This is a genomic window from Vibrio japonicus, from assembly GCF_024582835.1.
Taxonomy (GTDB): Bacteria; Pseudomonadota; Gammaproteobacteria; order Enterobacterales; family Vibrionaceae; genus Vibrio; species Vibrio japonicus.
In genome coordinates this window covers 626,841-640,235 of the sequence record NZ_CP102097.1, presented here as the reverse complement: position 1 = coordinate 640,235, position 13,395 = coordinate 626,841, and the positions used below count along the sequence as shown (strand labels likewise).

The 13,395-nt window shown below is 45.6% G+C and carries 12 protein-coding genes and 1 pseudogene; 9 read left to right on the top strand and 4 right to left on the bottom strand.

Features of this window, described 5'->3' with window-relative positions; translation table 11 throughout:
- Positions 1-94: 94 nt before the first annotated feature.
- From NP165_RS16065 to NP165_RS16045, 5 genes are all read left to right on the top strand, one after another.
- Complete coding sequence (locus NP165_RS16065) at positions 95-607, top strand: nicotinate-nicotinamide nucleotide adenylyltransferase (protein WP_257086759.1); 513 nt, start codon at positions 95-97, stop codon at positions 605-607.
- Between the two features lie 43 nt (positions 608-650).
- Complete coding sequence (locus tag NP165_RS16060; RefSeq protein ID WP_257086758.1) at positions 651-1,145, top strand: hypothetical protein; 495 nt, start codon at positions 651-653, stop codon at positions 1,143-1,145.
- 161 nt (positions 1,146-1,306) lie between these two features.
- Positions 1,307-2,113, top strand: a complete 807-nt coding sequence (locus NP165_RS16055; protein ID WP_257086757.1) for a substrate-binding periplasmic protein — start codon at positions 1,307-1,309, stop codon at positions 2,111-2,113.
- 122 nt (positions 2,114-2,235) lie between these two features.
- Positions 2,236-2,784, top strand: coding sequence for a serine O-acetyltransferase (locus NP165_RS16050; protein ID WP_257086756.1), 549 nt, complete (start codon positions 2,236-2,238; stop codon positions 2,782-2,784).
- A 188-nt stretch (positions 2,785-2,972) separates the two neighbouring features.
- Positions 2,973-3,932, top strand: coding sequence for a ribonuclease Z (locus NP165_RS16045; RefSeq protein WP_257086755.1), 960 nt, complete (start codon positions 2,973-2,975; stop codon positions 3,930-3,932).
- A gap of 58 nt (positions 3,933-3,990) precedes the next feature.
- Here the strand turns inward: NP165_RS16045 and NP165_RS16040 are convergent, their stop codons facing one another.
- The 4 genes and pseudogenes from NP165_RS16040 to NP165_RS16025 all read right to left on the bottom strand — a co-directional run bounded on the left by NP165_RS16040 (position 3,991) and on the right by NP165_RS16025 (position 6,983).
- Positions 3,991-4,470 (bottom strand): aminoacyl-tRNA deacylase, encoded by a 480-nt coding sequence (locus NP165_RS16040; protein WP_257086754.1) that lies wholly within the window; start codon positions 4,468-4,470, stop codon positions 3,991-3,993.
- Between the two features lie 211 nt (positions 4,471-4,681).
- A pseudogene (locus NP165_RS16035) lies at positions 4,682-4,840 on the bottom strand (LysR family transcriptional regulator); the annotation flags it as partial.
- Positions 4,841-5,075: 235 nt separating this feature from the next.
- Positions 5,076-6,029, bottom strand: a complete 954-nt coding sequence (locus NP165_RS16030) for a GGDEF domain-containing protein (RefSeq protein WP_257086753.1) — start codon at positions 6,027-6,029, stop codon at positions 5,076-5,078.
- Between the two features lie 54 nt (positions 6,030-6,083).
- A complete protein-coding gene (locus NP165_RS16025; RefSeq protein ID WP_257086752.1) occupies positions 6,084-6,983 on the bottom strand; it encodes a DMT family transporter in 900 nt (299 codons plus the stop codon).
- Between the two features lie 359 nt (positions 6,984-7,342).
- Here NP165_RS16025 and NP165_RS16020 point away from each other — a divergent pair, with 359 nt between their 5' ends.
- The 4 genes from NP165_RS16020 (at position 7,343) to phnD (ending at position 13,357) form a co-directional block, all read left to right on the top strand.
- Positions 7,343-9,274: an ATP-binding protein gene (locus NP165_RS16020; protein ID WP_257086844.1), complete on the top strand. Its 1,932-nt coding sequence runs from the start codon at positions 7,343-7,345 to the stop codon at positions 9,272-9,274.
- Entirely contained in the window at positions 9,271-10,656 is a 1,386-nt protein-coding gene (locus NP165_RS16015) for a sigma-54-dependent transcriptional regulator (protein ID WP_257086751.1), read from the top strand. The genes NP165_RS16020 and NP165_RS16015 overlap by 4 nt, the downstream gene beginning before the upstream one ends.
- 215 nt (positions 10,657-10,871) lie before the next feature.
- On the top strand, positions 10,872-12,083 hold the full coding sequence (locus NP165_RS16010) for a glycerophosphodiester phosphodiesterase family protein (RefSeq protein ID WP_257086750.1): 1,212 nt from the start codon (positions 10,872-10,874) through the stop codon (positions 12,081-12,083).
- A gap of 233 nt (positions 12,084-12,316) precedes the next feature.
- Positions 12,317-13,357 carry a phosphate/phosphite/phosphonate ABC transporter substrate-binding protein gene (gene phnD, locus NP165_RS16005; RefSeq protein ID WP_257086749.1) on the top strand — a complete coding sequence of 347 codons (1,041 nt, stop codon included), beginning with the start codon at positions 12,317-12,319 and terminating at the stop codon, positions 13,355-13,357.
- Positions 13,358-13,395 lie beyond the last annotated feature (38 nt).

Here is a 13,395-nt window from a genome sequence, read left to right as displayed (position 1 = left end):
GGGTTAATATCGTAAAGTGGCTTTTTCACATGATACCTAAAAGTATCAATTAGAAAACTGCGTTCACAGTTTTCAGCCAAATTTAAGGAAAAAAATGAAAAAAATTGCAGTTTTTGGTAGTGCGTTTAATCCGCCAACGTTAGGGCATAAGAGCGTTATTGAATCGCTCTCTCATTTTGACAAAGTCTTATTGCTTCCGAGTATCGCTCATGCCTGGGGTAAAGATATGCTTGATTATGATGAGCGCTGCGCACTGGTTGATGCGTTTATCTCCGATTTGGATGTCGATAACGTTGAGCGTTCGACCATAGAGGAGAAGTTGTATCAGCCGGGAGAAAGTGTGACAACTTTTGCTGTTTTACAAGCATTGGAAGCACAATGTGAAGATTGTGAGCTAACGTTTGTTATGGGCCCCGATAACCTAATAAACTTTTCCAAGTTTTACCGCGCAGAGGAAATCTTAAAACGTTGGGCGGTGATGGCGTGTCCAGAAAAGGTCAATGTGCGAAGTACCGACATACGAAATGCACTGCAAATAAAAGCGGATGTCTCTCACTTAACGACACCGAAAGTTTGGCGAATGTTGGTCGACAAACAATATTATTAACAAACAATATTAGTAAAGAGTGTTCGAGGTTCGAAGAGTAGGTATGAAGATAACACCGTTGCTAGCAATGTTCCCTACACTGGTCATGTTTCCTACGCTGTTATTTGCGTGTGAGATGTACTCGACGGACACGCCGAATGAATCTGTAATGTTTCACTCTCCTGATAGTCTCTGCTTTTCCCTTATCGCAGGTATTGATTACAACGTAGAGAAAGGGGAAGCACACTACGATTTGTCGAGACAAGAATCGGAAAGCGATCCCGATTATTGGTCTGACTGGGTGTTGAAAACAGAAACGAACCCTTTGATTACTCAGTCACTTTCCACCAGTCATTTTGGTATTGGCATTTGGGTTCCGCACGAACTTGAAACACAACTGGACTACATGGAAACGGAGGCTTGGATTCTGAGTCATGGTTTACAGTTCAGTTTAGGCATTGGTGAAAGAAACTCAGGTCAACCTCGAATGCGACTCGATTACCGCTGGCACGAAACGTACGATGGTGATGTGATGATGCAGATAGAGTTGCCATTTTAAAAAGTCGATGTTGTGTGATTGCTGTCATGAGCAAGTGTTCGATTTGATAATGAAAATAGCTAATTTCATTACCTTGCTTCCAACTTTTTAATTTATTTTCGAGTTACTGAGACTATTAGTGATATTGGTTATTACTACCGTTTCTTATTAAGAGTTTTAAAGTGCGTATTCTTGCATGTTATTTAAAACGAATCCTAACTGGTGTTCTATGTCTCTCGTTTACCAGTGCAAGTATAGCCGCGCCTATCCCACTTGAACTCTACACTCAAGAATTCCCACCTCTTCAAATTGAACTCAATGGCAAACCAGAAGGCTATGTCGTCAAATTTGTGGAAGCTGTGGTCGCTGATGCGGCAAAAACGCTGCCAATGGAAATCTCAGGCGTTCATTTTGTTCCTTGGAAGCGTGCAATCCGTACGACTCAGAGAAACAGCAATGTCCTTTTCTTCTCTCTTTCAAGAACCCAGTCTCGCGAAGCACAATACACTTGGATAGGTCAGGTTTCACCTTATGAAGTGGCCGTTTACCGACATATCTCTGGGCCAAGTGTGGCGATAAAAAACTTGTCGCAATTGAAGGGTTTTAGTGTCGCTGCACAGCCTGCGAGTGCGTTTGAAGCATTAATTAAAGACATTGGCGTAGAAAACATCATTCCCGTCCACTATGGAAGAGAAGCGATTAAACTGCTTCACGCTAAACGTGTCGACTTCGCTCCTCTTACTCAATCGAGTTTTCATTATCGCGTGGAGCAATACGGTTATAAGCCCAGTGAATTTGTGGAGGTTCTCAAAGTGGACGAACTCTCTCAAGAGCTTTGGTTAGTGACTGGAAACAAAACCTCACCAGCCGTTGTTAAGGCGTTAATGCAAAGTTTTGAACGATTAAAAGCAGAGGGTTTGCTTGAACAATTGATGAATGAATATCACCCCAAAAGTGAGGTGATGACTCGTTACCGTAACAAGGTTTAATAGAGTTGGAATAACCGTATTTTTAATGGTTAACTTAATTATTAATCATCATCGATCCCTATTTTATAGAACCACATCATGTGATACTTTGTGCATAAATTTCGAGATATTATGTATTAACTATGTGGATTGATTATGTAAAAAGTGATCTTTGTCGTTATGTAGGCAGAGAAAATGTAAACATGAGTTCTTTTTTTAAGAATTACGTTAAAAATAGTGGATTTAAATTTTCATTCTGGCTTCGAGTTAAGAGATTTTCTAAAAGCAGAATAGTAAGAGGCATAGCGACAATTCAGCACTATAGGGTTGGAAGAAAATATATGATAGATATCCCTGCTAGTACTGAAATTGGGTATGGTTTATTTATTGGACACGGTAAGTGTATTGTAATAAATCCAACCACTAAAATAGGAAATAACGTTAATTTAAGTCAATTTACGACGATCGGTTCAAATCATGGTCAAGCCGCGACAATTGGAGATAACGTGTATATTGGCCCATCCGTATGCATTGTTGAAGATATTAAAATCAATAGTAACGTTAAAATTGGTGCGGGGGCTGTGGTAATCAAAGATGTTCCTGAAAATACAACAGTAGCAGGAGTGCCCGCTAAAGTATTAAAGGTCAATAGTGAGCCAAATAGTTATGTAATTAAACGATGGACTGTTTAGCGTAATAACTTTCCGTTTTGCAAACTTGGTTAACAACAGTCAAAGAGGTTGCATTTCGCAACCTTTTTTATTGGCTCTCTTACTTTAAGAACAGGAATACGGCAAAAATACGTTGGAGAAGGAAAAAGTCTGAAGCCTGATCAACTATGATCTAAGAGTATCTGTACATTCTTACCCACGAGGAGATCATGGAACTCTATTTCTTAGGAACGTCTTCGGGTGTCCCGACTAAAACTCGTAACGTTTCTGCGGTAGCGCTGAAAGAAAGCAAAGGCAAAGGTTGGTTTCTGGTTGATTGCGGTGAGGCAACTCAACATCAGCTCTTAAATACACCGTTGGCGGTTAACCATCTGCAAGCGATTTTGATTACCCATATACACGGAGATCATTGCTATGGTTTGCCCGGATTACTCGCCAGCGCAGCGATGAATCGTAGGACAGAACCACTCACGATTATTGCACCCAACGGCATAAAAGAGTGGTTTGAGGCGACACAAACCTTGACTGGGCTTTATCTGCCTTATCAGATCAACTTTCTAGACGCGGAGATGTTACCTGAAGTCACTATCGGTCAATTTACTATTACGTTGACTGCACTCACTCATCGAGTTCCCTCTTATGCGTATGGATTTACTGAGTCGACAATTAAACGTTATCTTGACTTCGAAAAGCTGGCTAAGAAGCGCATTCCTAGGGGGCCGATTTGGGGTCAGTTAGTGAAAGAAGAAGATGTACACTTTGGGAACACGTTACTTAAAAGCGCAGATTTTACTTATTACGCACATGAACCAAGAAAAGTGATTATTTCGGGTGACAATAGTGAGCCTGACAAGTTGACGAATCTCAGTAAAAACTGCCATGTACTCGTACATGAATCGACGTATTCTGAAGAATTAGCACAGCAAGCGAAAGAGTATGGGCATAGCTACGGTGCGCTGGTGGCGAAGTTCGCGCAGGCTGTCAGTATTCCCAATCTCATTTTGACGCATTTTAGCGCCCGTTATCAGAGCCAGCCTGACGCAGAGACCTCAATCGAGCAAATAAGAAAAGAAGCCCAGCGTGAGTACAGCGGAAGGCTTTTTCTTGCCGAAGATCTTGCTAGATATCATCTTGACACTCAAGGAACGCTTCAGCGCTTAGAGGCATAAAGGCTTCTATCAATCAATTAAGTCAGTAAAGACAATAAAGTGATAGAAGCCTTTGTTATCAATGAAAAATTTGACTACTAAAACGCAAAATTCGGATAGGGTCGATGAGCGCCAAGAACGCATCTTGATCCAACTTAATAAGCGTTTCATGGTCACCCGCTTCTAGATACACATAATCAAGGTGAGTGAGCATTTCATCGCACACGGTGGCCATATGGTAAGGGCTTCCAACCGGAGGCACTGCACCATGATCGCAGTCTGTAAACATTTGATAGATTTCACGCTCTTTGACTAAGTGGTAAGACGCACTAAATTCATCATCCAATCGGGACAGGCTTATCTTATTGTTGGCAGGTAACACTGCCATGATATGACGTCCTTCATGATCTTCTAGTACCACGCCTTTTGCTAAGTTCACCAATGGAATACCAGCAGCGACACCACTTTGCAATGAGCTGTTACTATGGCTGTGGGGCACAATTTGAAACGGAATATCGTGCTCTGCCATGTAGTGATCGAGTCGGTGAGAGATTGTCATACAAGTCTCCTTCTGTATGAGGTCCACTTCTGAGTATAGGTAAAGGGGGACGCTCTCACCAATTCAATTGGCTAAATTATCCATAGCTCAGTTGAGGGGAAATTTTCACTTACGGCCCCGTAAACTCACTGCGTAGCCAACTGCGTAGCGTCAAAACGTGTTCATTCTTGAGTTTGTCTTTTTGACAGGCAAAGTAGAAATCTTGGTAAGGGTTGAGAACTGGCTGACCCACTTGGTGTTCGAGAGATTTAATCGCCTGGCTCACGGCGGAGTGGCTGACGTTAAGCTGAAGCGCGGCATCTGTCATGCTGCCTGTTTCCGCTACAGCGACGAATGAGTGTATCGATTTGAGAGGTGCAAGTTTTTTCATCTGTAAGTTTTTCTAACTGGATCTGTAAATATTAATCGTTTTTATTTGGCGTGCCTCACTCCTAAACTTAATCACAGAAAAGGAGAAATTATGCCGAACCAGTTAGCCCCAATTTTACATATGCTGTCTTCCACGTTCAGTTTGTCACTGACTGGACTGTTTTCCAAGTTTCTTAGTGAGCATTTAGATACATCTCTCTTTAGCCTGCTTAGGTTCTCTATCGCTAAGCACCGAGTTAAATCGAAACAAATGAGACGCCATTTTTTCCGTTGCGCTTCACTTGATACATCGCCTGATCCGCGTGTTCATAGAGCACTTCGAAATCTTGATACGCACTACTAAACTGGCAAACCCCAATACTAAAACCAATCTGTGCTTCACCATTTTCTAGACGGATCGGCTGGTGGGCTTGGCTAAGTAATCTATCGACGAACTGGTGGACTCGATCTGCGTGGTAGCGTGGGCAGAAAACAACAAACTCGTCGCCGCCCATACGGGCAACTTTAGCGTGCTGAGGGGCAAGTTTTCTCATCCAATCCGCAATGTGAACTAAAACCAGATCGCCAGCTTTATGACCAAGGTGGTCGTTTACTTTCTTAAAATCATCCACATCGATAAAGATCAAGGCAGACGAGTCTTGCGGGGAGAGCACTGCTCGCTCGTCAAACGCCGATTTCAGCGCTTGGCGGTTCATTAAGCTTGTGAGCGGGTCTTGTGTCGCGAGTTTGGCTAACTCTAGCTCGTAGCGTTTTTCGTTGGTGATGTCGATGTGCGTTCCCATAATACGCAGCGGTTCGCCTTCAGGTGTGTATTCGACGATTCTTCCACGGTCCGACACCCAGCTGTGGCTGCCGTCTTTGTGGATCATGCGGTGAATGACCTGATACGCCTCTGTCTCTCCATGTAGGTGCGATTCAAATGCCCCGACCGCAAGATCGTAGTCGTCTGGGTGCAATTTGCTTTTCCAGGTTTCAACGTTGGCTTCGAGCTCATGTGGCTGAAATCCCAGCATTTTTCCCCATTCCATGTTGAAGATGGTGAGCCTACCTGTCGGGACGTGTTGCTCCCACAAACACAATCCCGTACCGTCTAACGCGGCGTTGAGCTTTTCCTCGAGACGTTGGTTCGCTTTTTTCAATTGCTCAATAGTGTGTTCAAGTTGTGCAATCTTGTTTGACTGATCTTCCATAATATCTACAGCCTTCGCCTTAACTTTTATACCTTTCCGAATTGGGCAGACAAACTATTGCGCTTTGGCACGTCTGACGACCTGTTTTCCAAATACGTTAATCAATGCGCCTGTCACAATCAATGAACCGCCGATATACGTCCAGACGGAAGGGATCTCGTTAAACAGCCATACTCCGATCAAAGCTGAGAATACGATCTGTACGTAAGAGTATGCTGAAGCTTGCCCAGCCGCTTGGGTTTGCATCGCTTTGGTTAAACCGTATTGACCAATTTGGGTGAATATCCCTACCAGTATCAGCATCATAGTCAGGAACAGACTTGGCCAGACAAAGTTGTCTCCAATGAGCAGCAATGAAATCGGCAGCGCGACCAGTGGGAAGTAGAAAATGATTACCGAACTGTCTTCGGTTTGGCTGAGTTTACGAACCACCACATAAGCGATTGAACTACCGAACGCGCCCAATAACGCAGCGGCAATACTAAATAGTGGTAACTCAGTCACCTGATTACCATTCAATGCCGGTTGCACCATGACCAATAGGCCTAGCAAACACAGCGCGATACACGCAATGGTTGGTGCTTGTACGCGTTCTTTCAAAAACAACAAGCCAAGTAGGGCGGTAAACACCGGGTGAACGTACTGAAGAATGGTCGCTTCTGCTAGCGGGAGCGTCGTCACTGAATAGTACACACACATGAGTGCGACGGTGCCAACCGCGCCTCGTAAGAAAAGTAGTGGCTTGTTGTTTCCCCAGATCGAGATGCGTTTTCTTTTCACATCTAGGTAGCTCAGGATCAGCGAAACCAATGCCCTGGCAGCGACGATCTCAAAAACAGGAATGCCGTACGTGCTGACGTACTTTACGCACGCTGACATTAGGGCGAATCCCATGGCAGATAAAATCATGTATCTGACCCCAACCGGGATCCCAGAAAAAATTGAAGAAGGCATGTGAGCGAAATAATTAACAGAATGAAACGTTATGATACAACATAATCTATGCCTACGTTGAGCAAATTTAAAGCATGACTAACGTACCTAAGTTTCGGTAAGCCTTTATTGTATCAATAGAAAAGGTACATCAGTAGAAAAGGGACGAGCTAATAAGTTTGATTAAAGTATCGGTTTCATAACTTTCTACGAATCTGATGCACAAAACGAGCACTGTCATCTTTATTAATAAATTGTAGTGATGTTTTATTAAGTTTGTTAACGACTCCTATTTGGTACACATCTATCCCAAACAGGTAGACAACGTGCGGTACTGAGCAAAAGGAGAGGGTGTTGTGAATCAGCTGACCTGCCACCCAATGAAGCAATCAAAAACGACCATATCCACTTTCTCACAGTCTAAACGTTGGCTTCGATGGAAGGGAATTGAGTTGCGCCTTGGTCTTGCGCTGGCGATCCTTTCGATGACCACGTTGTTGCTGGCACTGTTCTCGACGTTCACCTTTGATCGACTTGACCAAGCGCTGGTGGAGTTAAAAGAGAAAGACATTCCCGCTTTAGAGCAAGCCGCTCGGTTAAATGACATGGTGAGACTGGTGATCACCGACTCTTCGATCTTGACCGAAGCCGATTCTAACTTAGAGCGTCGCCAAGCCATCCAGAGTATCGAAAGCAATATCCAACAAATGACTAACACTATGGAGAGCTTTCCAGAATATTACGCCTATTTTAAAGACATCATCGCTCAGGTGAGTAACAGTTTGAGTCTGTTGTATCAGAGCGGTGAAGAATCCCGCCAACTCAATCAAGAGTTAAGAAACCTACTCGAAGGCTTTTACCCGCTACTGCAACAAGTGAGTGATGAACTGGATTTGTTACCGCCTGAGCAGAAAGAGAAGATCCAATACAGCCAGTTGAAAGCGTTGCTCTATTATCAACTTGGTTTGGTGGAAAAGCTTTACAACGATAGCAGTTTCAACGAGCTGGATTACACCAGTTACCGCCTTGAGCAAGTCGGGCGTGAATGGCGTGGGTTGTGGCAGGCGAGTGGCGTATCGGAGCTGCGTCCGGAACTGGATGAAAAGCTGTCGGTGATTTACACCCTTGCTTCTCGTTCCAGTAAGCTCTATCAGCTAAAAAACCAAGCCCTAGAGCATCATTATCAACAAGAGTACTTTTTGCAAAACAGCCGAGAGTATCTCAACCAGCTTTCAATCCAAATTGAAGGCAACACCTCGAAAGTGAATCTGGAAATAGATGCTTCCATCGTCAGGGCGCAGCGCTCGCTCGCATCCAACAGAACGCTTTCACTGGCGTTGTCTCTGTTTAGCTTGCTCGCGGCGGCGGCGATTGCTTGGTTCTACGTGCGTAAGAACATTCTGGAGCGTTTGCTGAGACTGAAAGACGACATGTTTGCGATTTCAACCGGTCACCTCGATACCAAAATCGCCGTAAAAGGTAACGACGAAATCACGCAAATGGCTAAATCACTGCAAGTGTTCCAAGCCACGGCGAAAGTGGTTAAACAGACCAACCAAAAATTGGAAGCGGAAGTAGAAGAGCGCCGACTCGCGGAGGAACGTTTACGTGTTACTCAAGATGAGTTGGTGCAAGCGGGTAAGCTCGCTGCGCTTGGTCAGCTAAGTGTTGGCATCACGCACGAAATCAATCAACCGCTCACCGCGGTCAATAGCCACGTCAGAAGCGCGCAGAAATGGCTCAAACAGCAACGTGCCGACAAAGCGGTGATCAATCTGCAAAAGATCGAGCAGTTGCTTGAAAAGGTGGCCGCGTTAACCCATCACTTAAAAGCGTTTTCTCGTAAAAGCGACGGCAAAGTCTCGGCCACGTGCGTATTGCCCGTGGTCAGTGACGCAATTGAACTGTTTGCTAACCGCGAGATACCAATCAAACTCGAGTGCAGCATTCCCGCAGATGAGATGGTGCGCGCGAACGCGATTCGACTGGAACAGGTTTTGGTGAACTTATTAAGCAACGCGCTGGACGCGGTGAGTGATAAAGAGAATCCGCTCATCGTGGTGCGTATTGAACATCACTTGAACGACATAACCATCTCGGTCAAAGACAACGGTAAAGGAATCGCCGAAGACGATCTTCCGCATATCTTTGACCCGTTTTACACCCGTAAAGAAGTCGGCAAAGGGCTCGGGCTCGGACTGTCGATCGCGTTTAACATCATTAAAGATTTTGGTGGCTCGATTAAGGTGTCATCACAGCCAAAGCAAGGCACAGAGTTTAAAGTACAACTAAAACAAGGCGAGAACTCATGAATATGGAAAAGCACGTCACGCTGATAGACGATGAAATAGATGTAGTTGAAGCGGTCAGTGAGATGCTGGAACTAGAGGGTTTTCACGTCACTTACTTTACCGATCCCAAACAGGGACTGAAGTACCTTTCGTCAAACTCGAAAAACGTTGTGCTATGTGACGTCAAAATGCCACAGATGGATGGCTTAATGCTGCTCGATGCGGTGCAAAATCGCGCGCCGGGTTGCGAAGTAATTTTGATGAGTGGTCACGGTGATATTCCGATGGCGATTGAAGCAATGAAGCAGGGTGCATTCGACTTTATCGAAAAGCCGCTCGACAGCGACGAAGTGATCGAAAAGCTCAACTTAGCGATTGAACATATTCAGGCTCATCCGGATCTCAATGACGCCAAAGACCTGCCGATTGAATCGGTCGTGATTGGCGAATCGCAAGCGATGGAGCGGATTCGCAGTCAGGTGCTTGCGCTATCTCGCACTGGCGTCGATACCATCATCAACGGTGAGACGGGTACGGGTAAAGAGGTGATTGCTCGCGCGCTTCATGAGTACAGTGACCGTAAAGATAAACCGTTTGTCGCTATTAACTGTGGCGGTATGACAGAGAGTATTATTGAGAGCGAGCTGTTCGGCCATGAGGCGGGCTCCTTTACAAGCGCGAATAAAAAGCGCATCGGCAAAATTGAACAGGCCCACGGCGGTACATTGTTTCTGGATGAAATCGAAAGTATGCCAATCGCGGTACAGATCAAGCTGCTCCGTGTGATCCAAGAGCGGGTGATTGAACGTGTCGGTGGGAATAGCTTGATCCCGGTGGATATTGTCGTGGTAGCTGCGAGCAAAGCCGATCTAGCGAAGTTGAGTGAAAGCGGTGAGTTTCGTTCTGATCTCTTTTATCGCCTGAATATCGCAAGCTTAAACCTTCCACCTCTAAGGCAGCGTAAAGAAGATATTCAAGCCCTATTTAGGCACTTTGTAGTGCAAGCAAGTCAGAAATACAAAACCCGTCCATCCAGCCTTTACGCTGAGCAAATCCAGCAGCTATGCCGCCACGATTGGCCGGGAAATGTGCGCGAGTTGCGGAACGTCGCGGACCGATTTGTTCTCGGCATTGTCGGTGATGGCTTTGATCTGCAAACGCCTGCGACGTCAGCTGAAGAGAGTTATTCATCGCGGCAGCCTTTTGCGTTCGAGCAACAAATGGAGCAGTACGAGCGTAACGTGCTGACCGAGGCTTTGATTGAGATGGCGGGCAACATCAACGAGGTGTCGCTACGTTTGAACCTTCCTCGTAAGACGCTGTATCGTAAAATGAAAAAGCACCAACTGGATAAAGAAAGTTTTAAGCCTAATCGGGAAATCACACCGCAAAATCGGCCTTGAGACACGAATGACCCAATTGTCGTGACGTAATTCGTTTTTGTTTTTATCTCCTTGAAAAGATTGATTATATTTTTTGGCATAGAGTCTGCTAATTGAGAGGTTGCTCGGTTACAGGAATAAAACATCCGATACTGTTATTAAACTGAAATATAAGGGTGTTTTAGTGACGGGCGCTAAAAAATCAAATAAAACAATTTTGCTGCAAGGAGAAACCGATGAAGCAAATATTAACGAGTAGTATCGCTCTATTGCTAGGCGTCAGCTCACTGGCTATGGCAGGCAACGAGCCCGCGCAAGTTGGCCCACGACCTCTGTATCTGGTTAACGACATGGAAGACGGCGAACTCAAAAACAAACTTCAAAGCTGCAGTGCTGGCCCTTTTCATCGTACCGACTTTTCTATCGGCCACCGCGGCGCTGCGATGCAGTTCCCTGAGCACACCAAGGAGTCTTACCTCGCGGCAATCGCGATGGGTGCAGGCGTGTTGGAGTGTGACGTGACGTTTACCAAAGACAAGCAGTTGGTATGTCGCCATTCGCAAAGTGACTTGCACACCACGACTGATGTTTTGGCGCACCCTGATCTTGCGAAAAAGTGTTCTGTTCCTTTTAAACCAGCGAATCCGGCAACGGGCGAAGATGCACAAGTAGAGTGCCGCACGTCTGATTTTACCTTAGCTGAGTTTAAGACGCTGAAAGGTAAGATGGACGGCGCAAACCCGAAAGCAACCACGGTTGAAGAGTACATGCAAGGCACTCCAGGTTGGCGTACTGATCTATATTCACAAACGGGTACTTTGATGACACACGCCGAGAGTGCGGCACTGTTTAAGAAGTACGGCGTAAAAGTGACGCCAGAGCTGAAAGCTGCTGCGGTTGAGATGCCATTCAACGGCTTTAGCCAAGAGATGTACGCGCAGAAGCTGGTGGATGAGCTGAAGCAAGCGGGCTTTAGTGCGAAAGAGGCGTATGTGCAGTCTTTCAATCTGGATGACGTCAAATACTGGATCAACAAAACGCCTGAATTCGGTAAGCAAGCGGTGTATTTGGATGACCGTATGTACGAGAAAGAGGGCTTTGTTGCAACATTGGACAACATGAAAGCGTTATCTGATGCGGGCGTGAACATCATCGCTCCACCGCTCTACGCGTTGTTGGCGCTGGATAACGATAAGAAGATTGTTCCGTCAGAGTACGCGAAGCTGGCCAAGCAAGCTGACCTAGACATTATCGCGTGGACGCTTGAACGTTCTGGCCCGCTGGCGCAAGGCGGTGGTTGGTACTACCAAAGCGTGAGCGAGCAAATTGACCAAGACGGCGACATGATGAAAGTGCTTGATGTGCTGGCGAAAGATGTGGGCGTGATGGGCGTATTCAGTGACTGGCCGTCAACCGTCACTTACTACGCAAACTGCATGGATATTTAAGATCTTAAAAACTTGCATGCTAAGGGCCGAAAGGCCCTTTTTTTATGCCTTAAATTTGAATAGGACAACAATGACCCAAACCGATAAAATTGAGCAGGACATAAATGACCCAAATCTAAGTTGGGATATTGGATTGTTTGTTAAGTTATTGAATTTAAATAAAATAAAAACTGGCACAGCATCTGCAGTGTAAGAAAGTGAATAATACAATAACGTGAATGTAAGGTTTTAATATGAAAAACAGTGTAAAAGGATTGTTAATCGCTGGCTCTCTGCTGCTGCCTTCAGTTGTACTGGCTAATGACTGCGCGAATCACGGAGTTTTGGATGAACGCTACTGCGATGAGAACAACGACTTAGTTGCGGATTCACCAAAAGATTCTGCGGAATGGATCGATCCAAGTACTCTCGTGTTTACCTATACGCCAGTGGAAGATCCTGCGCTCTACAAAGATGCGTTTGCTGATTTTCAGGCGCACCTGAGCAAAGTCACGGGCAAGAAAGTGATTTACTACACGGTACACTCAAACTCGGCTCAAGTAGAAGCGATGCGTTCTGGTCGTCTTCACGTGGCAGGTTTCTCGACCGGCCCAACGGGCTACGCGGTTAACCTAGCGGGTTATGTGCCTATCGCGGTAAAAGGCGATGAGAAAGGCTTCCAAGGTTACAATCTGATCACCATCGTGCGTAAAGACAGCGGCATTGATTCTATGGCGGATCTAAAAGGCAAACGTGTTGCCCACACTTCTGCATCATCCAACTCTGGCAACCTTGCACCGCGTGCTCTATTCCCAGATCAAGGCCTTGTTCCTGATGAAGACTACAAAGTGTTGTATTCAGGCAAACATGACCAATCAATCCTTGGCGTTTACAACGGCGACTACGATGCGGCTCCAGTTGCATCGGATGTTTATGATCGCATGGTTGCAGCAGGTCGTGTTGACGGCGAAGACCTGAAAATCATCTACCGTAGTCCACGCTTCCCTACCTCGGCGTTTGGTTACGCTTACAACCTAAAACCGGAGTTGGTCGACAAGATCAACGAAGCGTTCTTTAGCTACCGTTTCACACCAGAAATGAGCGCAGCGTTTAAAGGCGCAGACCGTTTCTCTCCAATTACCTACAAAGAAGACTGGGCTGTGATTCGCGATATCGCGCACGCAACCGGTACTGCTTACACCAAAGCGGGTCTGAAAAAGTTAGCTGAGAAAGACGCCGCTAAGCGCGCAAAGCAAAAAGCAGACGAGCTAGCAAAGCAGGCGAAAAGCCAGTAATCCCTACTTAACTTTCAACGTCAATTCGTACAGTGCTC

What these genes read in the sequence shown, in the direction of transcription:
- NP165_RS16060 (WP_257086758.1), top strand. Translation starts at nt 651, where the DNA reads ATGAAGATAACACCGTTGCTAGCAATGTTCCCTACACTGGTCATGTTT.
- phnD (WP_257086749.1), top strand. Translation starts at nt 12,317, where the DNA reads ATGAAAAACAGTGTAAAAGGATTGTTAATCGCTGGCTCTCTGCTGCTG.
- NP165_RS16020 (WP_257086844.1), top strand. Translation starts at nt 7,343, where the DNA reads ATGAAGCAATCAAAAACGACCATATCCACTTTCTCACAGTCTAAACGT.
- NP165_RS16015 (WP_257086751.1), top strand. Translation starts at nt 9,271, where the DNA reads ATGAATATGGAAAAGCACGTCACGCTGATAGACGATGAAATAGATGTA.
- NP165_RS16065 (WP_257086759.1), top strand. Translation starts at nt 95, where the DNA reads ATGAAAAAAATTGCAGTTTTTGGTAGTGCGTTTAATCCGCCAACGTTA.
- NP165_RS16010 (WP_257086750.1), top strand. Translation starts at nt 10,872, where the DNA reads ATGAAGCAAATATTAACGAGTAGTATCGCTCTATTGCTAGGCGTCAGC.
- NP165_RS16045 (WP_257086755.1), top strand. Translation starts at nt 2,973, where the DNA reads ATGGAACTCTATTTCTTAGGAACGTCTTCGGGTGTCCCGACTAAAACT.
- NP165_RS16050 (WP_257086756.1), top strand. Translation starts at nt 2,236, where the DNA reads ATGTGGATTGATTATGTAAAAAGTGATCTTTGTCGTTATGTAGGCAGA.
- NP165_RS16040 (WP_257086754.1), bottom strand. Translation starts at nt 4,470, where the DNA reads ATGACAATCTCTCACCGACTCGATCACTACATGGCAGAGCACGATATT.
- NP165_RS16025 (WP_257086752.1), bottom strand. Translation starts at nt 6,983, where the DNA reads ATGCCTTCTTCAATTTTTTCTGGGATCCCGGTTGGGGTCAGATACATG.
- NP165_RS16030 (WP_257086753.1), bottom strand. Translation starts at nt 6,029, where the DNA reads ATGGAAGATCAGTCAAACAAGATTGCACAACTTGAACACACTATTGAG.